This is a genomic window from Flavobacterium glucosi, from assembly GCF_048286535.1.
Lineage (GTDB): Bacteria > Bacteroidota > Bacteroidia > Flavobacteriales > Flavobacteriaceae > Flavobacterium.
In genome coordinates, this window is sequence record NZ_JBLVPK010000004.1 from 127,498 (window position 1) to 148,970 (window position 21,473).

General features: G+C 32.8%; 21 protein-coding genes, 1 tRNA gene and 1 pseudogene. 13 read left to right on the forward strand and 10 right to left on the reverse strand.

The window, feature by feature from the left end; translation table 11 throughout:
• Positions 1 to 30 precede the first annotated feature (30 nt).
• The 3 genes from ACNQGD_RS08735 to rny all read left to right on the forward strand — a co-directional run bounded on the left by ACNQGD_RS08735 (position 31) and on the right by rny (position 2,396).
• Positions 31 to 321, forward strand: coding sequence for a hypothetical protein (locus tag ACNQGD_RS08735; protein ID WP_417994449.1), 291 nt, complete (start codon positions 31 to 33; stop codon positions 319 to 321).
• An 8-nt stretch (positions 322 to 329) separates the two neighbouring features.
• Positions 330 to 623 (forward strand): cell division protein ZapA, encoded by a 294-nt coding sequence (locus tag ACNQGD_RS08740; RefSeq protein ID WP_417994450.1) that lies wholly within the window; start codon positions 330 to 332, stop codon positions 621 to 623.
• Between the two features lie 207 nt (positions 624 to 830).
• Positions 831 to 2,396, forward strand: coding sequence for a ribonuclease Y (rny, locus tag ACNQGD_RS08750; protein WP_417996583.1), 1,566 nt, complete (start codon positions 831 to 833; stop codon positions 2,394 to 2,396).
• A gap of 107 nt (positions 2,397 to 2,503) precedes the next feature.
• On the opposite strand, the gene ACNQGD_RS08755 is transcribed toward rny, so the two are convergent.
• The 4 genes from ACNQGD_RS08755 to ACNQGD_RS08770 all read right to left on the reverse strand — a co-directional run bounded on the left by ACNQGD_RS08755 (position 2,504) and on the right by ACNQGD_RS08770 (position 6,541).
• The gene (locus ACNQGD_RS08755; RefSeq protein WP_417999030.1) at positions 2,504 to 4,030 is read right to left on the reverse strand and encodes a PAS domain-containing protein; all 1,527 of its coding nucleotides are present in this window, start codon (positions 4,028 to 4,030) and stop codon (positions 2,504 to 2,506) included.
• Between the two features lie 188 nt (positions 4,031 to 4,218).
• Positions 4,219 to 5,115 carry a site-specific tyrosine recombinase XerD gene (xerD, locus tag ACNQGD_RS08760; RefSeq protein WP_417999031.1) on the reverse strand — a complete coding sequence of 299 codons (897 nt, stop codon included), beginning with the start codon at positions 5,113 to 5,115 and terminating at the stop codon, positions 4,219 to 4,221.
• A 78-nt stretch (positions 5,116 to 5,193) separates the two neighbouring features.
• Complete coding sequence (locus ACNQGD_RS08765; protein WP_417999032.1) at positions 5,194 to 5,793, reverse strand: hypothetical protein; 600 nt, start codon at positions 5,791 to 5,793, stop codon at positions 5,194 to 5,196.
• A 157-nt stretch (positions 5,794 to 5,950) separates the two neighbouring features.
• Entirely contained in the window at positions 5,951 to 6,541 is a 591-nt protein-coding gene (locus tag ACNQGD_RS08770; RefSeq protein WP_417999033.1) for a porin family protein, read from the reverse strand.
• 327 nt (positions 6,542 to 6,868) lie between these two features.
• Between ACNQGD_RS08770 and ACNQGD_RS08775 the strand changes: the two genes are divergently transcribed.
• From ACNQGD_RS08775 to ACNQGD_RS08785, 3 genes are all read left to right on the forward strand, one after another.
• On the forward strand, positions 6,869 to 7,432 hold the full coding sequence (locus ACNQGD_RS08775; protein WP_417999034.1) for a porin family protein: 564 nt from the start codon (positions 6,869 to 6,871) through the stop codon (positions 7,430 to 7,432).
• A 77-nt stretch (positions 7,433 to 7,509) separates the two neighbouring features.
• A complete protein-coding gene (gene aroQ, locus ACNQGD_RS08780; RefSeq protein ID WP_417994457.1) occupies positions 7,510 to 7,923 on the forward strand; it encodes a type II 3-dehydroquinate dehydratase in 414 nt (137 codons plus the stop codon).
• A gap of 97 nt (positions 7,924 to 8,020) precedes the next feature.
• Complete coding sequence (locus ACNQGD_RS08785; RefSeq protein WP_417999035.1) at positions 8,021 to 10,507, forward strand: DUF5686 and carboxypeptidase regulatory-like domain-containing protein; 2,487 nt, start codon at positions 8,021 to 8,023, stop codon at positions 10,505 to 10,507.
• Between the two features lie 228 nt (positions 10,508 to 10,735).
• On the opposite strand, the gene ACNQGD_RS08790 is transcribed toward ACNQGD_RS08785, so the two are convergent.
• The 4 genes from ACNQGD_RS08790 to ACNQGD_RS08805 form a co-directional block, all read right to left on the reverse strand.
• On the reverse strand, positions 10,736 to 11,602 hold the full coding sequence (locus tag ACNQGD_RS08790; RefSeq protein ID WP_417996576.1) for a cation diffusion facilitator family transporter: 867 nt from the start codon (positions 11,600 to 11,602) through the stop codon (positions 10,736 to 10,738).
• A 115-nt stretch (positions 11,603 to 11,717) separates the two neighbouring features.
• On the reverse strand, positions 11,718 to 13,028 hold the full coding sequence (gene murA / locus ACNQGD_RS08795) for a UDP-N-acetylglucosamine 1-carboxyvinyltransferase (protein ID WP_417999036.1): 1,311 nt from the start codon (positions 13,026 to 13,028) through the stop codon (positions 11,718 to 11,720).
• 107 nt (positions 13,029 to 13,135) lie between these two features.
• Entirely contained in the window at positions 13,136 to 13,861 is a 726-nt protein-coding gene (locus ACNQGD_RS08800) for a DUF4290 domain-containing protein (protein ID WP_417999037.1), read from the reverse strand.
• An 89-nt stretch (positions 13,862 to 13,950) separates the two neighbouring features.
• On the reverse strand, positions 13,951 to 14,235 hold the full coding sequence (locus tag ACNQGD_RS08805; RefSeq protein WP_417994462.1) for a DUF493 family protein: 285 nt from the start codon (positions 14,233 to 14,235) through the stop codon (positions 13,951 to 13,953).
• Positions 14,236 to 14,382: 147 nt separating this feature from the next.
• On the opposite strand from ACNQGD_RS08805, the gene ACNQGD_RS08810 reads away from it, so the two are divergent.
• From ACNQGD_RS08810 to ACNQGD_RS08830, 5 genes are all read left to right on the forward strand, one after another.
• Positions 14,383 to 14,922, forward strand: a complete 540-nt coding sequence (locus tag ACNQGD_RS08810; RefSeq protein ID WP_417999038.1) for an AAA family ATPase — start codon at positions 14,383 to 14,385, stop codon at positions 14,920 to 14,922.
• A gap of 58 nt (positions 14,923 to 14,980) precedes the next feature.
• Positions 14,981 to 16,876, forward strand: coding sequence for a RecQ family ATP-dependent DNA helicase (locus ACNQGD_RS08815; protein ID WP_417999039.1), 1,896 nt, complete (start codon positions 14,981 to 14,983; stop codon positions 16,874 to 16,876).
• Positions 16,876 to 17,823: a methionyl-tRNA formyltransferase gene (fmt, locus tag ACNQGD_RS08820; protein WP_417999040.1), complete on the forward strand. Its 948-nt coding sequence runs from the start codon at positions 16,876 to 16,878 to the stop codon at positions 17,821 to 17,823. The genes ACNQGD_RS08815 and fmt overlap by 1 nt, the downstream gene beginning before the upstream one ends.
• Positions 17,824 to 18,003: 180 nt before the next feature.
• Positions 18,004 to 18,276: an HU family DNA-binding protein gene (locus ACNQGD_RS08825; protein WP_073017033.1), complete on the forward strand. Its 273-nt coding sequence runs from the start codon at positions 18,004 to 18,006 to the stop codon at positions 18,274 to 18,276.
• A gap of 117 nt (positions 18,277 to 18,393) precedes the next feature.
• On the forward strand, positions 18,394 to 18,954 hold the full coding sequence (locus ACNQGD_RS08830; protein ID WP_417994466.1) for a YqgE/AlgH family protein: 561 nt from the start codon (positions 18,394 to 18,396) through the stop codon (positions 18,952 to 18,954).
• On the opposite strand, the gene ACNQGD_RS08835 is transcribed toward ACNQGD_RS08830, so the two are convergent.
• Entirely contained in the window at positions 18,951 to 19,790 is an 840-nt protein-coding gene (locus ACNQGD_RS08835) for an aminotransferase class IV (protein WP_417999041.1), read from the reverse strand. The two genes, ACNQGD_RS08830 and ACNQGD_RS08835, sit on opposite strands and share 4 nt — an antisense overlap.
• A 55-nt stretch (positions 19,791 to 19,845) precedes the next feature.
• Positions 19,846 to 20,238 (reverse strand): START-like domain-containing protein, encoded by a 393-nt coding sequence (locus ACNQGD_RS08840; RefSeq protein ID WP_099716121.1) that lies wholly within the window; start codon positions 20,236 to 20,238, stop codon positions 19,846 to 19,848.
• Positions 20,239 to 20,393: 155 nt separating this feature from the next.
• Between ACNQGD_RS08840 and ACNQGD_RS08845 the strand changes: the two genes are divergently transcribed.
• Positions 20,394 to 20,470 (forward strand) — tRNA-Met (locus ACNQGD_RS08845).
• A gap of 440 nt (positions 20,471 to 20,910) precedes the next feature.
• Positions 20,911 to 21,471 (forward strand): annotated as a pseudogene (locus tag ACNQGD_RS08850) (DUF6642 family protein).
• The last annotated feature ends 2 nt before the right edge of the window (positions 21,472 to 21,473 follow it).

Below are 21,473 nucleotides of genomic sequence, written 5' to 3' on the forward strand. Positions count from 1 at the left end.
TGTATGATTATGTAATGAATAAGATATATAATGAGTGCAATTGCAGAAATTATTGATACTCTTGAAAATAAGATTGAAAAACTTTTTATAAAAATGAAAGGTTTAGAGAAAAATAATCAAGATTTGAAAAACGAATTAACAAAAACTGCATCCACAATACAAACTCAGTCACAAGAGATTGAAGCGCTAAAAACGCAGTATGAAACACTCAAAGTAGCAAATACATTACTAGGCAGTGACGATAATAAAAGAGATACGAAGCTTAAAATAAATTCATTAATTCGCGAAATTGATTACTGTATAGCACAGCTATCAGATTAATAAAAGATATGGACGAAAAGCTTAAAATTAAAATATCAATCGCAGACAGAGTCTACCCGTTAACGGTGGATCTCTCGCAGGAAGAAGGCCTTAGAAGCGCTTCGAAAAAAATTGATACGATGATCAAGCAATTTGAAGAAAATTATGCAGTTCGTGACAAGCAAGATGTATTAGCCATGTGTGCTTTACAATTTGCTTCTCAAACAGAACAAAAACAAATTGATAATACCATAGATGGAGAAGCAACCATCGAAAGAATTAAAAAAATCAATTCGATTTTAGATCAATATCTCGACAAATAAACGTTCTTTACAAAAACTAAGATACTGCCTACATTAGTTCACATTTGGTAAACTCAACACTAACAATTTAGAATGAGCAAATCATCGTTACTATAGCAAGCCAATTCAGTTTGGAAGCTTGAACAACGAGTTAGCTCAAAACTTGTCTTTTCGAGTTTATTCAATTCACTCTAATGTAGGCTTTTTTATATATAAATTTTAACAAACATGGACAACATATTAACGATTATTATTTCAGGAATTATAGGTATTGCAGGAGGTTTTGCTATCGCCAAACTAATAGAAAAAAGCAATATTTCAAACTTAATTAAAAACGCAAAAAAAGAAGCATCATCCATTTTGAAAGATGCAAATCTGGAAGCTGAAAACATAAAAAAAGATAAAATTCTTCAAGCAAAAGAGAAATTTATTGAATTAAAATCAGAACACGAACAAGTTATTTTATCCCGTGACAAAAAAGTTGCCGAAATAGAAAAAAGAGTTCGCGATAAAGAATCTCAAATTTCTAATGAATTATCAAAAGCTAAAAAAGTAAATGATGATTTTGAATCTAAAACTTTAGAACACACCACTAAAATTGAAAACCTAGATAAGAAACAAGCTGAAGTTGACAAACTACATAAAAGTCAATTGCAACAATTGGAAGTTATCTCTGGTTTATCTGCTGAAGAAGCTAAAGATCAGCTAGTAGAAGGATTGAAAGCCGAAGCTAAAAGCAAAGCAATGTCTCATATTCAAGATACTATTGAAGAGGCAAAATTGACTGCACAGCAAGAAGCTAAAAAAATCATCATCAATACCATTCAAAGAGTTGGTACAGAAGAAGCAGTAGAAAACTGTGTTTCGGTATTTAACATTGAATCTGACGATGTAAAAGGAAGAATCATTGGCCGTGAAGGTAGAAATATCCGCGCACTGGAAGCTGCAACTGGAGTTGAAATCATTGTAGATGATACGCCAGAAGCTATTATTCTTTCTTGTTTTGATCCAGTACGTAGAGAAATTGCTCGTTTGGCATTACATAAATTAGTAACTGACGGAAGAATTCACCCAGCTCGAATTGAAGAAGTAGTTGCAAAAACTGCTAAACAAATCGACGATGAAATTATAGAAGTTGGTAAACGTACTGTTATTGATTTAGGAATTCATGGTTTACATCCTGAATTGATTAAAGTGGTAGGACGTATGAAATACCGTTCTTCTTACGGACAGAATTTATTACAACACTCTCGAGAAGTTTCTAAACTTTGTGGAATCATGGCTGCTGAACTTGGCCTAAACGTAAAACTGGCTAAAAGAGCTGGTTTGCTACACGATATTGGTAAAGTTCCAGATGCTGAAAGTGATTTACCACACGCATTATTAGGAATGCAATGGGCGGAGAAATATGGTGAAAAAGAAGAGGTTTGTAACGCTATTGGGGCACACCACGATGAGATTGAAATGAAATCATTATTATCACCAATTATTCAGGTTTGTGATGCTATCTCAGGTGCAAGACCAGGAGCGAGAAGACAAGTATTAGATTCTTACATTCAACGTCTAAAAGATCTTGAAGAAGTAGCGTACGGATTCAGTGGTGTGAAAAACGCTTATGCCATTCAAGCAGGTAGAGAACTTCGTGTAATTGTGGAAAGCGAAAAAGTTTCTGATGAAAATGCAGCTAACTTATCTTTTGATATCTCACAAAAAATCCAGACTGAGATGACCTATCCAGGACAAGTTAAAGTAACTGTCATTCGGGAAACAAGAGCAGTAAATATTGCTAAATAACTTATTTTAATTTTACATATAAAAAACTTCTCATCACTGAGAAGTTTTTTTTTTGCATCATAATTGAAGAAGAAGCTCCTCAAAAACACTTTATTTATTTAAACTAATTATTCATTCAAGCTGTCGTTGAAAACGATTTTAAACGTAGTTCCTACTCCTACTTCACTTTCAACCGAAACCGTTCCTTTCATCGATTCTATTTGATTCTTCGTAATATGTAATCCTAATCCTCTGGCGTCTTCATGTTTGTGAAATGTTTTATACATTCCAAAAAGAGAATCTCCATATTTTTTCAAATCGATGCCTAATCCATTATCTGAAATGGACAACGTTTTTTTACCGTTTTCAACTGAGAAAGAATATTTTATCTCAATAGGTTTATTAGAATTCGAATATTTTATAGCATTTGTTGTAAAATTCAACAAAACACTTTCTAAATATGCCGGATTGAAATCGACAAAAACGCCCGCAGGAATTTCGTTTATAATAGTTACCTGATTATAATTTTTAAAATTCTTGATCAAATCCAAAGTCTTATTTAAGTATAAATTCAAGTCTAATGATTTAATTGGGATGTTCGAATTGCTTTGTATTAATACCAACTGGGTCAAATTAGCAATTGTTTCGTTTAAATCATTCGAAACAGTGCGCAAATGAGCTAACATTTCTTTATTGCTCTCTAAATCATCATCGCCATCTATAATGTCTAAAAGTGATTTAATATTACCCGCTTGCGTATTTAAATTATGGGATACAATATGTGAAAAATTTAATAATCGGCTATTTTGCTGACTATACAATTCCATTGTTCGTACTAACTCTGATTCTTTTTCTTTTTGTAAAGAGATATCGGTATGTGTACCTACAACTCGCAATGGCTTTCCATCTGCGTCACGCTCAATTACTTTCCCTCGGTCTAAAATCCATTTGTATTTTCCACTTGAAGTTAAGACTCGATGGTAATTTTCATAAAAGGGCGTTTTATTGTCAAAATGATCCTGAATTTCAGAATAATATTTTTCTAAATCTTCAGGGTGCACAATTTCATCCCAACGTTCCGGATTATCAAAAATATCCAAAGACTCCTGCTCTAGAATTTTCATCGATTGTGAGGAATAAAAAACATTATTTGTGGTTAAATCCCAATCCCATACTCCAGCTGTTGACGCTTCAAGAGCAAATTTAAAACGCTCTTCCGAAATTTTAAGTTTAATTTCCTGTTCTTTTAAGTCGGTCACATCCGAAATTCTTCCATAAAAAGCAATATTCCCATTAGGATATAATGCTGGTTTTGATGAAACTTTAAGCCAACGCAATCCGTTTTCAGGCAATAAAACCCGAAACTCAAAATCCCATCTTGTAATATTCCTTTTAGCATTTACCAATGACTGAAAAAACGACAATCGATCCGTTTCCAATATCCTATCATAGATAAGGAACTTGTCACTGTCTACGAAATGATCTGAAGACAACTCAAAAAAATCATTTACCGATTTACTCACTAAAGGAAACAAATAGGTATTGTCAGGAGCAATCACAAATTCAAAAATTAAATCTGGAATCTCATTAAATAATTTACTGTAAAAATCATTTACCTCTTGGCAATTTTCGTTTTGGGGAAAATCAAAAACCATATTACTTTTTATAAGATTTTAGTTCAACACAATTTAGATTATATTTTTTATTAAAAAGCCAAATTAACAATAAAATCTCATCAATTTAATAAGACGTTAAGCTGAGCCTTTAAAATTTTATTTTAGGTTTAATACCTAAACCTTTTCTCTCTTAAACAATACAAAAATTAAAATTAGCAACAAAAATGTTATTTTCTGGGATGAAATGAATTCAGAACTTGCATCAAAAATTTTCTGTCAAGATGCACATAAATTTCTGTTGTTGTAATCGATTCATGACCAAGCATTAATTGTATGGAGCGCAAATCAGCGCCATTTTCTAAAAGATGAGTTGCAAAAGAATGTCTTAAAGTATGCGGGCTTATCGTTTTATTCAGATCTATTTTGACTGCTAAACTTTTAATTATTGTAAAAATCATAGCTCTGGTCAGTTGCTTTCCTCTTCTATTTAAAAAGAGTGTGTCTTCAAAACCTTTTTGAATTGTAATCTGCGTTCTACTATTATTCCTATAAATTTGAATGTATTTTTGCGTCAAATCACTTATTGGAACAAAGCGCTGCTTATTTCCTTTACCCGTTATTTTAATAAAACCTTCCTCAAAAAATAAGTCGGAAATTTTTAAAGAAACTAATTCTGAAACCCGCAATCCACAGCCATATAGTGTTTCGAGCATGGCGCAATTGCGTTCGCCTTCGTTAGTATTTAAATCTATTGCAAAAATAAGACTATCAATCTCTTCCACTGATAAGGTATCCGGCAGTTTCCTGCCTGTTTTGGGAGTTTCAATAAGTTCTAATGGATTGTCTGCCCGATAATCTTCAAATATCAAATAACTAAAAAAACTTTTAAGTCCTGATATGATTCTGGCTTGTGAACGTGGATGGACTTCCTTAGCTACACTATAAATAAATTGCTGCACCATTTCTTCGTCTATTTTAATCGGAGAAACTACAATTGCATTTTTGGTCAAAAAAAGGCATAATCGTTCGATGTCAAAAGAATAGTTATCTATAGTATTCTTAGACAAACCGCGCTCTATTTTCAAGTAAGATTGATAGCTTTTGATGCAGGTAATCCAATTCATGGTCACAAAGTAACGCCTTTTTAACCAAAAAAAACCACTACAAAGAGTGGTTATAAAAATATTTTTAAGAGTAATAGGTTATTTTCCCCATTTTCCTCCACCCAAATAAAATCCTAAATGAATCCCTAAATAAGAATTTGAAACAGAACCTTTATTAGCTCCATTAGAATCTTCTAAATTAGTATCCGGAACTAAATTATACTCCAAACCCATTCTAAATTTTCCCCATTCGAAACCGGCTCTAACTAAACCGCCAAATACACCGCTAACTTCCGGTTGCAATTCTGTCCCAGCATTAACATCAGCTTCGTTAAACTCAACGTTTCCTATGGCGTAATAACCCGCACCACCTCCTACATAAGGAACAAAAGATTTGCCAGATCTATTAAAATAATAGTCATAGGTTCCTACAAATGAACTGCTCGCTGAAAGTTTAGCATTATCAATTTGTCCATTAGAACTTTCAACATCACGAACTATAGCTGCAATACCCATTCGTAAACCAACATTCATATTATCCTGAATATTGAATTTTGGCTCCAAAGAAAATAAGATCCCGCCTCCGCCATTAGTTGGAACAACTCCTAAATCTAAACCAACTCTAAAACCATCCTTTTTTTGCGAATAAACGCTGAAACCTGCCAAAGTAATAAGTACTGCTAAAATAATTCTTTTCATTTTTTATGTTTAATTGTTAATACCGACATAAAAGTATAGTAATTATAAAGTACTACACTTCCTATTTTATATAAGTTACTAACATATTTAAATTATGATTCCACAAAAAAAACCTCCCAAATTGGGAGGTTTAGCATAGTAACTTTTTAAAAAAAAATTAAAATTTATAACCTACAGAAATTTGAAAAACAGAATTTTTAGATTCCTCTTCACCCTGAAATAATTCATCTTGCAAACGTGTCAAGCCTAAATTATAACGTGCACCAATCATAAAATTTTCTGTAATATCATATCCTAAACCAAAATTTAAACTTACATCAGTTGATTTTAGCTCGTCCTTAACGTCCTCAGATACCCCACCAGATTTTGTTTTGGCAGATACTAAAAAACCTATTTGAGGGCCTAATTCCAGACTAAAAGCATCCGCTACATAATATTTAGCCATAACTGGAATAGTAATATAATCTAATTTTAAATCTCCACTTTCTCCCTCAAACTCTAGTTCAGTTCCTTGTGCAGAGTACAAAATTTCAGGTTGAATTGCGAATGTATTACTAACCCTAAATTCTCCAAAAAAACCAACATGAAATCCTACTAAAGATTTTGAATTTTCTCCATCTACATCAGCATTAGTAATTGTGGCAATATTCAAACCTCCTTTTACTCCAAATGCCATAGCTGCTTTTTCTTGAGCATTCACAAAACCAAAAGTGAATACCATAACTCCCGTTAAAATAATTTTTTTCATGATTTATCATTTAAAATTAATATTGCCAAAGTTAAAAAAATCAAATAGGACATGTCTTAATTAATAAAAATACTCGTTGTGCATCAAATAAATCAGATTAAAAACAATTAAAAAATAATTTACAAATAATTGATTATCAATATATTACGTTTTAACTAAATTTAAAAACATAAAAAAAAGGTTAAAAAAGGGCATTTAATATTCCTTTTGTAATTTATTGGACTAATTTTTGCAAGAACTGTTTTTAAGAAAAATTAGACAATAATACTTAAACAAAATAGTTTTAAGTAAAGTCCCAATTCAATTATTAATATAAAAAAACAAATTATGAAAAGAATAATTCTAGTAGCAGTAGTACTTCTTGCAGCGTCTGTAGACATGCAAGCTCAATTGATCAAGTTTGGTATCAAAGCTGGTTTAAACTACGCCAATCAAACAGGTAGTGATATTACAATTAACAGTGGTAATTATGATAAGGAAGCAATTACCAGTTATCACGCTGGTTTAATAGCCGAAATTAAATTGACTGATGGTTTTTCTGTTCAACCCGAATTATTATATTCGACACAGGGAGCAACATACAAATATGCAGCTACAGAATTCAAAAAGGAGTTAGGTTATTTATCTATCCCGGTTTTGGCAAAATTTCATTTGAATAAAACAGTCAGTCTAGATCTTGGACCGCAAGCTTCTTTTTTATTGAGCGAAAGAAAGAATGTTAATATCAACGATTCTGAAACGTTCGAGTTTGGTGTAGCAGGAGGATTAGGATTTAATATCACTAAACACTTTTTCCTACAAGGCCGTTATGTGTTAGGATTAACCGAAGCATCAAAAGAGGCCGAAGTTAAGAATTCTGTTGTTCAAATATCAGCTGGATTTACGTTCTAATTCCAATAAAAAATTAAATTTATCAAAACCGTTCTTTAAATTGGAACGGTTTTTTTATTTTTACAAAAACTGGAATTATGAAAATTAGTATTATCAACGGACCAAATCTCAATCTTTTAGGAAAACGCGAACCAGAAGTTTATGGCAGCTTAACCTTTGAAGAATATTTCACCTCTTTACAAATAAAATTTCCAACAATAGAATTCAGCTATTTCCAGAGTAATATAGAAGGTGAACTGATTGATAAAATTCAGGAATTTGGTTTCACTTACGATGGTATTATTCTAAATGCCGGCGCTTATACCCACACTTCCATTGGTATTGGAGATGCTATTAAAGCCATTACTACTCCAGTTGTTGAAGTCCATATTTCGAATACATTTTCACGTGAAAGTTTCAGGCACCAATCCTACATTTCTGGAAATGCAAAAGGAGTAATTTTAGGTTTTGGTTTAAAAAGTTATGAATTGGCAATCCAATCTTTCTTGTAAGTTCCAAATTAGAATAAAAATATTCCTATAAATGTTTAACAAATAATTAATACCCTCTTTTTAAACTTCTTATATTTTTGTGAAAGAAAAAACTTTCATGAGAAAATACTACCTACTTCTAATTTCGCTGGTATCTCTTACCAACTTCGCACAAATAAAAGGAAGCGTTTCTGACGAAAAAGGGAATCCTCTGCCTTTTGTAACCATTTTTCAAGAAGAAACCTATAATGGGACAACCTCAAATGAAGTAGGTAAATATGAGCTGAATTTAAAGAAAGCGGAAAAACAAACCGTTGTTTTTCAATTTTTAGGTTTTAAAACACAAAGAATAACCATTCAAAAGGATAAATTACCTTATTCATTTGATGTTAAAATGATTGAAGAAAGTTACTCATTGAATGAAGTGGTAATCAATACCAAAATTAATCCTGCACTTGCTATCATAAAAAATGCGATTGCCAGCAAAAAAGAAAATACCGAAAAAACAGCCCGTTTTAATGCCGATTTTTATTCCAGAGGAATTTTCAAACTAAAAAATGCCCCTAAAAAAATATTCGTCCAAAAAATTGGTGACCTTAATGGCTCTTTGGATTCTACAGGAACGGGAATTATTTCACTATCGGAAACTTTCTCTAAAATTACTTTTGAAAAACCCAATAATTTAAAAGAAGTTGTAACTGCCTCAAAAGTAAGCGGGAGAGATAACGGCTACAGTTACAATACGGCCAGATCTTCCTTTTATGATTTCTATGACAACACGATTGACTTTGGGGTTAATATGATTTCTCCAATTGCCAATAATGCCTTCAATTACTATAAATATAAACTGGAGAGCACTTTTTATGATGCCAATAATCAAATGATTAATAAAATAAAGGTTACTGCAAAACGAGACAGCGAACCTGTTTTTGAAGGTTACATTTATATTGTTGACGATTCATGGGCCATATATGCCGTTGACTTGGATATAAAAGGATACCGAATGAAAGAGGAATTTGTCGATGTCATGACTTTAAAACAAAACTTCAGCTACAATAAAAACAACAAAATTTGGGCTAAAAATACCCAAAGTCTCGATATTACGGCCGGAGCCTTTGGAATAAAATTCGATGGAAAATATACCTATGTGTATAGTAATTATGAATTTGTGAACTCTTTTGCTAAAAAGACTTTTACAAATGAAATTACTAGTGTCGAAATAAATTCAAATAAAAAAGATTCTGTTTTTTGGAATAGCAACAGACCGATTCCTTTAACAATCGAAGAAAGCAGTGATTACATTCGAAAAGACAGTATTTACAAAGTTCGAAATTCTAAAAAGTATTTAGACTCCATTGATGCAAAAGAGAATAAATTCAAACTCTTGAAGTTACTGACCGGTTACACTTACAAAAACAGTACAGAAAAACATAGCCTTAGTTACGAGGGATTATTAAACCTTGGTTCGCTAAGTTTCAATACCGTACAAGGTTATAACTTTGATTCTGGATTTAAATACACAAACTGGAAAAATCAGGAAAGTAAAGGAATATATACTTCCATAAGCACAAAACTCAATTACGGTTTTGCTGAAGATCGTATGCGCGTAACAGGACAATTTATCCACCGATTCAACAATCAAAATTATGGAACTTTATACTTGACGGGAGGAAATACAGTGAAACAATTTAATGCAGAACAACCCATTAGTGCTACTATAAATTCGATCAGTTCCTTGGTATTCAAAAACAATTATATGAAACTGTATAATCTTGAATTTGCGGCAATTGGCTATAGTCAAGACATTGCAAATGGAGTAAACTTAAATGGAAAGCTAGAATATCAGCAACGCAAACCATTATTCAACACCACTGATTTTTCTTTGTTTAGCAAGGACGATTTATACACTTCAAATAATCCTTTGGCACCGGATGATTTCACTACTCCAGCTTTTGAAAAACATCATTTGATCAAAGCTACTCTAAATGCAAGAATAAATTTCGGGAATAAATATTCTTCTCGACCAGACGGAAAATATAATATTAGAAATAGAAAATATCCTACACTATTTTTAGGGTATGAAAAAGGGTTTGCTGCCAATGAAAAAAAATATGAGTTTGACCATGTAAATGCACGATTAACTTATGATTTAAAATTAGAAAACAAAGGAACTCTAGGAATGAATTTAAAAGCCGGTAAATTCCTGAATGCAGAGAATATCTCCTTTGTAGACTACAAACATTTCAATGGAAATCAAACACATATAGGTCAGACAGCACGTTATTTGAATGTTTTTAACTTATTGCCTTATTATTCAAACAGTACAAATAACCGTTATTTTGAAGCACACGCAGAATACAATGATGAAGGATATATTATAAATAAAATTCCGTTGTTGAATAAATTAAAATCAACTTTAATACTGGGTGCTCATACACTTTCTACACCTAATGTTAAGCCCTACACCGAATTTACGGTTGGTTTAGATAATTTAGGTTTTGGAAAATTTAAGATGTTGCGTATTGATTATGTACGTTCCTACCAAAATGGTTTCCAAGGCGACGGGGTAGTTTTTGGACTTAAATTTTTAAATATTTTAGAGTAATCCCAAGGTATTTATAAATTAGTCCAATTGTCAGTTCGAGCGCAGTCGAGAACTATTATTGCATCTCGACTGCGCTCGATGTGACAAAAAACATTGGACTAAAAGATATTCATTGGTATAGAACAACAACGATAAAATAGTTTAACAACAAGAAAAAAGGCACGAGAAATAATCTTCTTGTGCCTTTTTTAGTTTTTTATAAATTTCAATATGATTTAAATACTGAAATTAATTCGGTTCCACATGAATCAAAACATGAGCTAGTTCCGGCATTTCCTCTCGCAAGGTATCTTTCAGTTTATGTGCTAAGTCATGTCCTTCTTTTACTGTAATATTCGAATCCACAATTGCATGCAAATCTACGTGATATTGCATTCCTGCTTTTCGAATAAAACACTTTTCCGTATCTATAATTCCATCGACTTGAAGTGAGATCATTCGAATTTGGGCTATTAAATCATCGTATAAATGTTCATCCATTATTTCGCCCAAAGCGGGTCTGAATATTTGATAACTATTATAAAGAATGAATCCCGAAGCAAAAAGTGCCGCCCAATCATCGGCTGATTCGTATCCATTCCCTAAAATCAAAGCAATAGAAATTCCAAGAAATGCTGCTACAGATGTTATTGCGTCGCTGCGATGGTGCCAAGCATCTGCTCTTAATGAGGAACTATTGGTTTGAATACTCCTTTTCATCACTACTCGAAAGGAATACTCTTTCCAAATAATTATTGCCCCAAGAACGATTAATGTCCATGGTTTTGGCAATTGATGTGGCGTACCAATATTGATGATACTTTCATAAGCAATAATGGTGGCTGAAGTGATTAAAAAACCAACAACCAAGAAAGTGATTAAAGGTTCTGCCCTTCCATGTCCATAAGGATGATTTTTATCTGCAGGTTTATTGGAATATTTAATTCCAAATAAGACTAAAAATGAAGCGAAAATATCCGTTGTAGATTCAATTGCGTCCGCTATTAAAGCATAGGAGTTACCGAAAAATCCCGCCAATCCTTTTATAATTGCCAAACATGTATTTCCAATGATACTAAAATAAGTGGCCTTTATCGCTGTTTGTTCGATTGACATGCTCTTTTTCTAAAAGTTAATTAAAATTAAAAACGTTTAAGTAAACCGTATTGAATGGTTAGATTCAAATCCTATTGGGTCTACTTAAACGATATTTTATACTTATTTATTTTATTTACACGCGTACAATATTAGCTCCAATAGCTCTCAATCGTTCGTCAATACGCTCGTATCCTCTGTCAATTTGTTCAATATTCTGAATGGTACTCGTCCCTTTTGCTGAAAGCGCTGCAATCAATAAGGAGATTCCCGCACGAATATCTGGTGAAGACATTGTAGTAGCTTTCAATTGTGATTTAAAATCGTGCCCCATAACAACTGCTCGGTGTGGATCACACAACATGATTTTAGCACCCATATCGATTAATTTATCCACAAAGAACAATCTGCTTTCAAACATTTTTTGATGAATCAATACATCGCCTCTTGCTTGAGTGGCAACCACAAGAACAATACTCAATAAATCAGGAGTAAATCCAGGCCAAGGAGCATCTGCAATTGTTAAAATAGAACCATCAATATCTGTTTTTACTTCATACCCATCTACATGAGCAGGAATGTATATATCATCTCCTTTACGTTCCAGGGTAATTCCTAATTTTCTAAAAGTATTAGGGATTACGCCCAGATTATCCCAACTTACATCTTTTATCGTAATCTCTGATTTTGTCATTGCAGCTAGACCGATCCAACTCCCTATTTCGATCATATCAGGAAGAATTCTATGCTCACAACCACCTAGACTTTTTACACCTTCAATGGTCAATAAGTTAGATCCCACGCCCGTTATATTAGCTCCCATGGAGTTTAACATTTTACACAATTGTTGTAAATAAGGTTCACAAGCAGCGTTATAAACTGTTGTTTTTCCTTTGGCTAAAACGGCAGCCATAACAATGTTAGCGGTTCCAGTTACGGATGCTTCGTCCAATAACATATCGGCCCCTTTCAATCCTTTAGGCGCTTCTACACCATAAAAATGATCTTCTCTATTGTAACGGAATTTTGCCCCAAGATTTATAAATCCTTCAAAGTGAGTATCTAATCTTCTGCGTCCAATTTTATCACCGCCTGGTTTTGGAATATATCCTTTTCCAAATCGTGCCAAAAGTGGTCCAACAATCATAATAGAACCGCGAAGAGATCCGCCTTCTTTCTTGAATGCTTCGGTTTCTAAATACGCTATATTCACTTCATCCGCTTGAAAAGTATACGAGCCTGATCCTGTTTTTTGGATTTTAACGCCTAAATTTCCTAAAAGCGTAATTAGTTTATTGATGTCAATAATATCCGGAATATTATTAATGATCACTTTTTCAGGAGTTAAAAGAACAGCACATAAAATTTGTAATGCTTCATTTTTGGCTCCTTGTGGCGTGATTTCTCCTTTAAGACTAATGCCTCCTTCTATTTTGAAAATTCCCATTTTTTACAGTTAAGAGTTATAAATTATTGGTTATGAGTTAAAAAGTTACGAGCTAAAAGTTATGCATAAAAAATTCAAAAACTTTTAGCTCCTAATTTATAACTGACTTACAACGGTTTTCTATTTTGATTTTTGTGCGTCGGATTTAGTTTTCCCGTTTTTGTATTCTTGTTGCTAAGAATTTTTGGTTGTCCTACCGGCAAGATTTTGTTAGAAACTCGCTTATTTGTTCGTAATAAATCAGTGGTATTTAATAATTCCTCTGTACTTTGAATCAAATTTAACTTGCCCTCTGACAATTCGTATAAATGTTCGAAAATAACATCATCTTTAACCGTGTCTTTGTTCCAACTCAAATAGGATTTTTTCATGTGATTCGCGATCACTTTCACTAAAGCACTTTTCATTTCACCATCTTCCCATTTATTGGCTACATCAATCATGTATTTTATGTTGTTGCCATAATACCTGTATTTTGGAAAATTCTGAGGGTAACTTAATACATCCGGTTTCAATTGTAATACTTCACGGGATGGAATTGGATAGGGAGAATCAGCCACTAATTTAAAATCGGACATGATAAAAATCTGATCCCACAATTTATGCTGAAAATCAGGAACATCACGCAAGTGTGGATTCAAGCTACCCATTACCTGAATGATGTATTTTGCGGCTTTGTTGCGCTCTACAGCATCTTCAATTTTAGTTGCCTGATCAATTAATTTTTGTAAATGGCGTCCATATTCCGGAATAATCAAATGTGATCTTTCTGCATTATATTCCAAGTGATGCACGACATCGTTCGAGTTTTCTTTAATATATTTTGAATTCATATTCGAATGTATATTTTTTAATCTTACCTGCTCTTTTTCGAAGATTTGAAATCATTCGATTGGATATGCATCAAAATTTAGTTTTATATCTAAAGAGAAATAATTCCCTTAATTGTAGAAACTTCTAGGTATTTATCTACTATTTCTTGTGAATCTTTCATGGTTACGTCAACAGAAATACTGGTAAACTTGCCCGTTTTGGATTTTGTCGTTTTTATAACCGCTCCCATACAATCAAAAGCCAACTGAACACGCTCAATATTATCATTTTCTGTTGGCACAATAAACTTAAATAAGTATTCCGCCGGCCATGTATTACTTAGGTCCAGTTCTACTTTTAATCTATCATAAAATTCTTGAGTGTTCTTATCCATTTTCTATTTAAAAAGAAAGGCAAATATACAGTTTCAAACGTAAATTATGAATTTTGAATTATGATTTTTTACCTAATCTTATTTTAACCGCAATCATTTTTTCAAATCCCAATAAGTTTAAGTAAATTTGCTCCTTATTTTTTAAAGGTGCAAAAAGAAATCATAGTTATCATTGGCGGTCCAGGAACAGGTAAAACAACTATCATCGATGGATTGGTAGCTAATGGATATTGTTGCTATCCCGAAATTTCACGGGAAGTAACTTTAGAAGCAAAAAAACAAGGAATTGAGCAATTATTCCTAGAAAAACCACTGTTATTCAGCGAATTACTTCTTGAAGGAAGAAAAAAACAGTTTCATAATGCTTCCAAAGAGCAACATGAAGTCGTTTTTATTGACCGGGGAATTCCTGACGTTTTGGCCTACATGCATTATATTGGCGATAGCTATCCTGCCACTTTTGACATCGCTTGTCGAGAACATACGTACTCAAAAATATTCATTCTTCCACCTTGGGAAGAAATCTATATTAGTGATCACGAGCGTTATGAAAACTTCGAACAAGCTAAACTCATCTATAACCATCTTACTGAAACGTATCAAAATTACGGCTACGAACTTATAGAAGTCCCTAAAGATACCCTGAATAACAGAATTCTTTTTATCTTAGATGAAATTTCTAAATAATTTTCAAGTTTAGAAGTTACAATTTGGGATGTTTTCTACGAATTGAAATCTGTAATCTATGCCAGAAGCGTTAGCTATTCTTCAAAAATATTGGAAACACGACAAATTCAGGTCGCTGCAAAAGGAAATTATTGATTCCGTTTTAAGTGGTCAAGATACTTTTGCATTGATGCCAACCGGCGGAGGAAAATCAATATGTTTCCAGATTCCGGCAATGTTGACCGAAGGAATTTGTTTGGTAATTTCGCCATTGGTCGCATTAATGAAAGATCAAGTTGCTAATTTGCAAAAGCGAAATATTAAAGCCATTGCATTAACTGGCGGCATCAGATCCGAAGAAATGATTGATTTGCTGGACAATTGCCAATTCGGTAATTATAAATTCCTGTATTTATCCCCGGAGCGCTTACAATCTGACTGGATTTTGGAACGAATAAAAAGCCTTCCCATACACTTAATTACTATTGATGAAGCGCATTGCGTGTCACAATGGGGGCATGATTTCCGACCTGCTTATTTGAAGATTTCGGCATTAAAAAAACATTTTCCAAAAGTACCTTTCCTTGCATTAACGGCTACCGCAACTCCAAAAGTCAAAGAAGACATCATCACTGAACTTGGATTGCAGGATGTGCACGTTTTTGAAAAATCATTTGCAAGAGAAAATATTGCCTACATGGTTTTTGAAGTAGAAGACAAACTTTTCAGAATAGAACAAATCCTGAAGAAAAATCCTGAATCATCCATTATTTATGTTCGAAACAGAAAATCCTGTTTGGACATTTCGGCACAATTGAATGCGTTAGGATTTAAAGCAACGTATTATCACGGCGGACTTTCGTCCAAAGAAAAAGATAAAAACATGCAGTTGTGGATGAATGATGAAGTTCAAGTCATTATTGCAACGAATGCCTTTGGAATGGGAATTGACAAGGCCAATGTAAAAACCGTAATCCACATTCAACTACCCGAAAATTTAGAAAATTATTACCAAGAAGCGGGACGAGCGGGAAGAAATGGCGAAAAAGCCTATGCCGTTTTACTAACAAGCCCTTCGGATATTATTCAGGCTGAAAACCAATTTATAAATATTCTTCCCGATAAAAAGTTTTTGAATCTCATGTATGTCAAACTCTGCAATTATTTTCAGATTGCTTACGGAGAGGGAATCAATGAGCAGTTTACATTCAATTTGCATCATTTTTGTTTAAAATATGAATTTCCAACATTGAAAACCTACAATGCAATGCAATTTCTGGACAGGCAAGGAATTATCAATTTGTCCCAAGCGTTTTCTGAAAAAATTACGTTACAATTTCTTATTCCTTCCAAAGAAGTGATTCGGTATATGAGTTTGAATCCAAATGACGAAGAAATTATTTTGGCAATATTACGAACCTATCCTGGGATTTATGAAATGCAAACCGCTTTTAACTTACAATTGATTGCCAAAAAATCAAATCACAAGGAAGCTGAAATACAAGCGGTCTTACATAAATTGAAAGGAAAAGAAATTATTGAGTACCATTCGAAAAATAATGATTCCACATTAATTTTTAATGAAGTTCGCGAAGATGAAAGAACGATAAGTCGGGTTTCAAAATATTTAGAAAATCAAAATCAACTAAAGAAAGAACAACTTCAATCCGTTCTGAATTACATTACCGAAAAAAAGGTTTGCAAGAACAAGCTTATCTTGAATTATTTTGGAGAAAAAACGAATGTTGATTGTGGAATTTGTTCCTTTTGCATTACCAAAAAAAAGAAAAAAAAAGACAACACGTCACTTTCAAAAGAAATCATTACTTTATTACAATCCGAAGATTTAAATTCGAGAGACATTCAAAACCGAACTAAAAATAACCCTGACGAAGTTATCTCTACACTTCAGGACTTATTAGAAAATAACACGATTTTGGTTAAATCAAATAATAAATATACTTTAAAATCATAATGGAAAAATTACGAATTGTTTTTATGGGAACGCCAGAATTTGCAGTTGGAATATTAGACACCATACTCAAAAACAACTACGAAGTTGTGGGAGTCATTACCGCCGCAGATAAACCTGCCGGTCGCGGACAAAAATTAAAATATTCAGCCGTAAAAGAATATGCGCTGGCTAATAATCTTACTTTATTACAGCCCGCAAACCTTAAAGACGAAACTTTTTTATCAGAATTGAAATCGTTGAATGCTAACTTACAAATTGTAGTTGCCTTTAGAATGTTGCCAAAAGTAGTATGGGAAATGCCTTCGTTAGGAACTTTCAATCTTCACGCTTCACTTCTTCCTAACTATCGCGGAGCAGCGCCTATAAACTGGGCAATAATAAATGGAGAGACTAAAACAGGTGTGACTACTTTTTTTATTGATGACAAAATTGATACCGGTGCAATGATTTTAAGCGCCGAAACACCTATCAATGAAACCGAAAATGCGGGTCAATTGCATGACCGATTAATGGATTTGGGAAGCAAGACTGTAATTGAAACTTTGGGAATGATTGAAAAAGGCAATGTATCCACAATTATTCAAAAAGATACTGCCGAGATTAAAACGGCTTACAAACTCAATAAAGAGAATTGCAAAATTGATTGGACAAAATCAGCCTTGGAAATCAACAATCTCATTAGAGGTTTGAGTCCATATCCAGCAGCCTGGTGTTTCATTCAGGACAAGAATGAAGAATGGAATGTAAAAATATACGAAGCTAAAATTATTTTAGAAGATCATGATTACAGCATTGGAACTCTGATTTGCACCAAAAAAGAAATGAAGATTGCGGTAGAAAATGGATATATCCAAGTCCTAAGTTTGCAGTTTCCAGGCAAAAAGAAAATGAATACACCCGAATTACTTAATGGAATCACATTTTCGGCTGAAACAAAAGCTCATTAACATCAATAAAAACGGGCATTTCTTTAATTTTAACAAGAAATAACTTTTGTTTTATTAACAAAATAAATAAGTTATCAACAAAACAAGCTAAAATCAAGCAAAACACTTGCAAGGAACGTATTTCCTACTAAATTTGTGTATTAACAATTTTTTTTAACCAACAATTAATAACTAATTATTATGAACAAATCAGAATTAATCGATGCTATCGCTGCTGATGCAGGAATAACTAAAGCTGCAGCAAAATTGGCTTTAGAGTCGTTTTTAGGTAATGTAGGTGGAACTTTGAAAAAAGGCGGAAGAGTATCTTTAGTAGGTTTCGGATCATGGTCAGTTTCTGCTAGAGCTGCTAGAGACGGTAGAAATCCTCAAACAGGAAAAACTATCCAAATCGCTGCTAAAAATGTAGTGAAATTTAAAGCAGGTGCAGAATTAGAAGGTGCGGTAAACTAATTTTAGTTCCCCCAATATAATCAAAACCTTCCAGATGGAAGGTTTTTTTATGCGTTTCATCGATTTTATTTTGCATTATTATAATAAAAAACTTAAATTTAATAAAAATATATTCCGATGATTACAGATAAACTAAAGAAAGGATATTTGCTTATAGCAGAGCCTACGATAATTGGGGATCTATCATTCAACAGATCGGTAATTTTACTAGCTGATTACAACGAAGAAGGATCGGTGGGTTTTATAATTAACAAACCCTTGAAATATACCATCCATGATTTAATCCCGGATATAGATGCGCGATTTAAGATTTATAATGGTGGTCCAGTAGAACAAGACAACCTCTATTTTATACATAACATTCCGGATTTGATTCCTAATAGCATCGAAATCTCTAATGGAATTTACTGGGGAGGTGATTTTGAATCGACAAAAGAACTGATCAATAAAGGCGCAATTAACAACGATAACATCCGATTTTTTTTAGGTTACACGGGTTGGAACGAGAACCAATTAGAAAATGAAATGGAAAGCAATTCCTGGATTATTACCGCTAATAGCTATGAAAATAAAATAATTGGAAAATCAGCAACACATTTCTGGAAAGAGCAAATTATGGAATTAGGTGGAGAATATCTCATCTGGTCTAATGCTCCAGAAAATCCATACTTAAATTAAGTAATACTGATCATCTCATTAAGCTTTTCGGTCAATTGGACTGACAGACTAGTCGTGAATACTTTTTTTCGGTAATGGGTTATCGGTTGAATTCCTTTTATAACATTTGTAATAAATAATTCATCTGCTTTTTGAAGGTCAAATGGTGAGATTACTTCCTCTACAACTTCTAAATTTTCTATTTTTTTAGCCAAACTTAGAATTTGTTTTCTCATAACGCCATTTAAGCATCCCTCAGAAACTGGAGGTGTAATTAATTTGTTGCCTAATAGCATAAAGACATTGCCTTGTAATGCTTCTACAATATTTTTACTATCATTCAACAACAAACAATTATCCAAACCGTTTTCATTTGCAAAAATGCTTCCTGTTATGTTTATTATTTTATTAGTCGTTTTAATAGAAGACAACAATTGTTTTGTAATGTAAAAATCTTTGTATAAATCAACTTCATATTGCTTTTTTTCAATTGAATACAATGTATTTTCAAGCGCTATTGAATGGATGAGAAAAGATACCGTATTAGTTTGCGGCAAATAATACCCACCATCATTTCTATAAACGGTAATTCGAGCACGAGATGAATCAACTACTTGATTTTTTGCGACCAAAGAAAGTATTTGTTCTTCCAGATATTCCATCGTAAAATTCATTGGAATTTCCATTCGAACGACACGCATTGAAGACATTAACCTAAAATAATGATCCTCGAGAAAAAGGATTTTATTGTTTATTATTTTAACCGTTTCAAAAACGGCATCGCCATAAAGAAAAGCGCGATTTTGTGTCAATATATTAGCATCCTCAGATACAATAGTTCCATTAAAATTAATCATAAAAAAAGCCCTAAATTTTATTCAGGGCAAATATAAGTTATAAAATACTATTTTACTATACAGAACCAATTAGATGTTTAAGATCTGAAATTTGATTTTCCCACAACAGTGTAGCCTCGTCAACCTCATCTTTCTCTGCAAAATCGACTACCATCAAGGAAACATCTTTGGTAAGTTCATCCACTAAAATATGCAATTCAAAAAAGTATTCTGTGTCTTTACTATTCTCATCGACCCACTTAAATTTTACTTTTTCACCTGTTTTCTTTGAGGCAAGTCTAGCTTTTTCTTGGGAATCATTCCAAATGAAAGTAAAAAATTCACCACGAGAATTCACATTATCGGCAAACCATTCAGACAAACCTGAAGGAGTCGATATATATTGATACAATAATTGAGGCGAAGAATTTATGGGAAACTCGATTTCGTAACGTACTTTTTGATCCATGAGCTACATTTATTTTTTTCGAAATATATAGAATATAACTCCGAAAAAAAAGTGTTTTTAAAAATATTTTTTTTTATTAAAAATATGCTTGCAGACATTAATTTTATTTTTATATTTGCACCCGCATTCAGGGATGGTTATTCACCCGAAAACATGGCGAGATAGCTCAGTCGGTTAGAGCGCAGGATTCATAACCCTGAGGTCCCGAGTTCAAATCTCGGTCTCGCTACCAAAGCAAAAACCCTAACATCAATACGTTAGGGTTTTTTTATGCTTAAAATTTGACTAATTCTTCAGACCTGAACACTAGAAGTGGCATTTACGTTCAAAAAATTGAAACTTTCAACACAAAGTCTTCTTTTTTATCAAAATGTAAAGTATAGACGACTTTGTAATCCGTATTCACAATTATAAACTCAACTGAGCCAGCCCTGAGTCTTTTTTACCGAAAGGTTAACAACTATTTATTGTTAAATACTAGCAACAAATTTCTTTCTGAAGTATTTTTACAAAATGAAATTACGAAGCCCTAATCTGAGAGGATTTCATTCTCTATGAAAAGTACTAAAAAAGCTTATGCTTATTTTTCTAATGCTAAGGGTTTCACTTCTTACAATTATTATCTTAATAAAACATTTGTTTGTATTATATCATTTATCTAAATTAAATTTCATGGATTCAGACACCTTTATTTTCTGCCTCGAAGCTGTTCCCGATATAGAAACTGACACTATTAGTGAAGTGTTCAAAAACTTAGAACAACTGGCCTTTTAACAAGGTATTACAAGTATTTATAAAACCTGCGATACTATTGAAGGATTAGAAGAAAGTTTAAATACGTTGCTCTATGAGGACCATAATTTTACCAATTATGAAATAATCTATTTAGTAATGCAAGGCGAAGAAAATAACATTTGCCTTAACGGTTATTACTACAGTTTAGAGGAAATAGCAGAGCTTTTTGAAGGAAAAATGAAAGGAAAAATTTTACATTTTGCCAATGCAAAAGCATTAGACTTAAGTGCGGAAGAAGCACAATACTTTTTAGATATTACAGGAGCACGCGCGGTTTCTGGTTATGGGGTAGTATTCCAAAAATTAACTAGCATTGCCCTCGACAAAGCTTTCTTTGGTTTATTTGAAGAGCAAGATGATGTTGTCAAAATTGTGGAAGATTTATTTGAAAAATACTATGCGCTTTGCAAATTACTCGATTTCAGGTTGTATTATTAAAA

What these genes read in the sequence shown, in the direction of transcription:
- ACNQGD_RS08735 (WP_417994449.1), top strand. Translation starts at nt 31, where the DNA reads ATGAGTGCAATTGCAGAAATTATTGATACTCTTGAAAATAAGATTGAA.
- ACNQGD_RS08740 (WP_417994450.1), top strand. Translation starts at nt 330, where the DNA reads ATGGACGAAAAGCTTAAAATTAAAATATCAATCGCAGACAGAGTCTAC.
- rny (WP_417996583.1), top strand. Translation starts at nt 831, where the DNA reads ATGGACAACATATTAACGATTATTATTTCAGGAATTATAGGTATTGCA.
- ACNQGD_RS08755 (WP_417999030.1), bottom strand. Translation starts at nt 4,030, where the DNA reads ATGGTTTTTGATTTTCCCCAAAACGAAAATTGCCAAGAGGTAAATGAT.
- xerD (WP_417999031.1), bottom strand. Translation starts at nt 5,115, where the DNA reads ATGAATTGGATTACCTGCATCAAAAGCTATCAATCTTACTTGAAAATA.
- ACNQGD_RS08765 (WP_417999032.1), bottom strand. Translation starts at nt 5,793, where the DNA reads ATGAAAAGAATTATTTTAGCAGTACTTATTACTTTGGCAGGTTTCAGC.
- ACNQGD_RS08770 (WP_417999033.1), bottom strand. Translation starts at nt 6,541, where the DNA reads ATGAAAAAAATTATTTTAACGGGAGTTATGGTATTCACTTTTGGTTTT.
- ACNQGD_RS08775 (WP_417999034.1), top strand. Translation starts at nt 6,869, where the DNA reads ATGAAAAGAATAATTCTAGTAGCAGTAGTACTTCTTGCAGCGTCTGTA.
- aroQ (WP_417994457.1), top strand. Translation starts at nt 7,510, where the DNA reads ATGAAAATTAGTATTATCAACGGACCAAATCTCAATCTTTTAGGAAAA.
- ACNQGD_RS08785 (WP_417999035.1), top strand. Translation starts at nt 8,021, where the DNA reads ATGAGAAAATACTACCTACTTCTAATTTCGCTGGTATCTCTTACCAAC.
- ACNQGD_RS08790 (WP_417996576.1), bottom strand. Translation starts at nt 11,602, where the DNA reads ATGTCAATCGAACAAACAGCGATAAAGGCCACTTATTTTAGTATCATT.
- murA (WP_417999036.1), bottom strand. Translation starts at nt 13,028, where the DNA reads ATGGGAATTTTCAAAATAGAAGGAGGCATTAGTCTTAAAGGAGAAATC.
- ACNQGD_RS08800 (WP_417999037.1), bottom strand. Translation starts at nt 13,861, where the DNA reads ATGAATTCAAAATATATTAAAGAAAACTCGAACGATGTCGTGCATCAC.
- ACNQGD_RS08805 (WP_417994462.1), bottom strand. Translation starts at nt 14,235, where the DNA reads ATGGATAAGAACACTCAAGAATTTTATGATAGATTAAAAGTAGAACTG.
- ACNQGD_RS08815 (WP_417999039.1), top strand. Translation starts at nt 14,981, where the DNA reads ATGCCAGAAGCGTTAGCTATTCTTCAAAAATATTGGAAACACGACAAA.
- fmt (WP_417999040.1), top strand. Translation starts at nt 16,876, where the DNA reads ATGGAAAAATTACGAATTGTTTTTATGGGAACGCCAGAATTTGCAGTT.
- ACNQGD_RS08825 (WP_073017033.1), top strand. Translation starts at nt 18,004, where the DNA reads ATGAACAAATCAGAATTAATCGATGCTATCGCTGCTGATGCAGGAATA.
- ACNQGD_RS08830 (WP_417994466.1), top strand. Translation starts at nt 18,394, where the DNA reads ATGATTACAGATAAACTAAAGAAAGGATATTTGCTTATAGCAGAGCCT.
- ACNQGD_RS08835 (WP_417999041.1), bottom strand. Translation starts at nt 19,790, where the DNA reads ATGATTAATTTTAATGGAACTATTGTATCTGAGGATGCTAATATATTG.
- ACNQGD_RS08840 (WP_099716121.1), bottom strand. Translation starts at nt 20,238, where the DNA reads ATGGATCAAAAAGTACGTTACGAAATCGAGTTTCCCATAAATTCTTCG.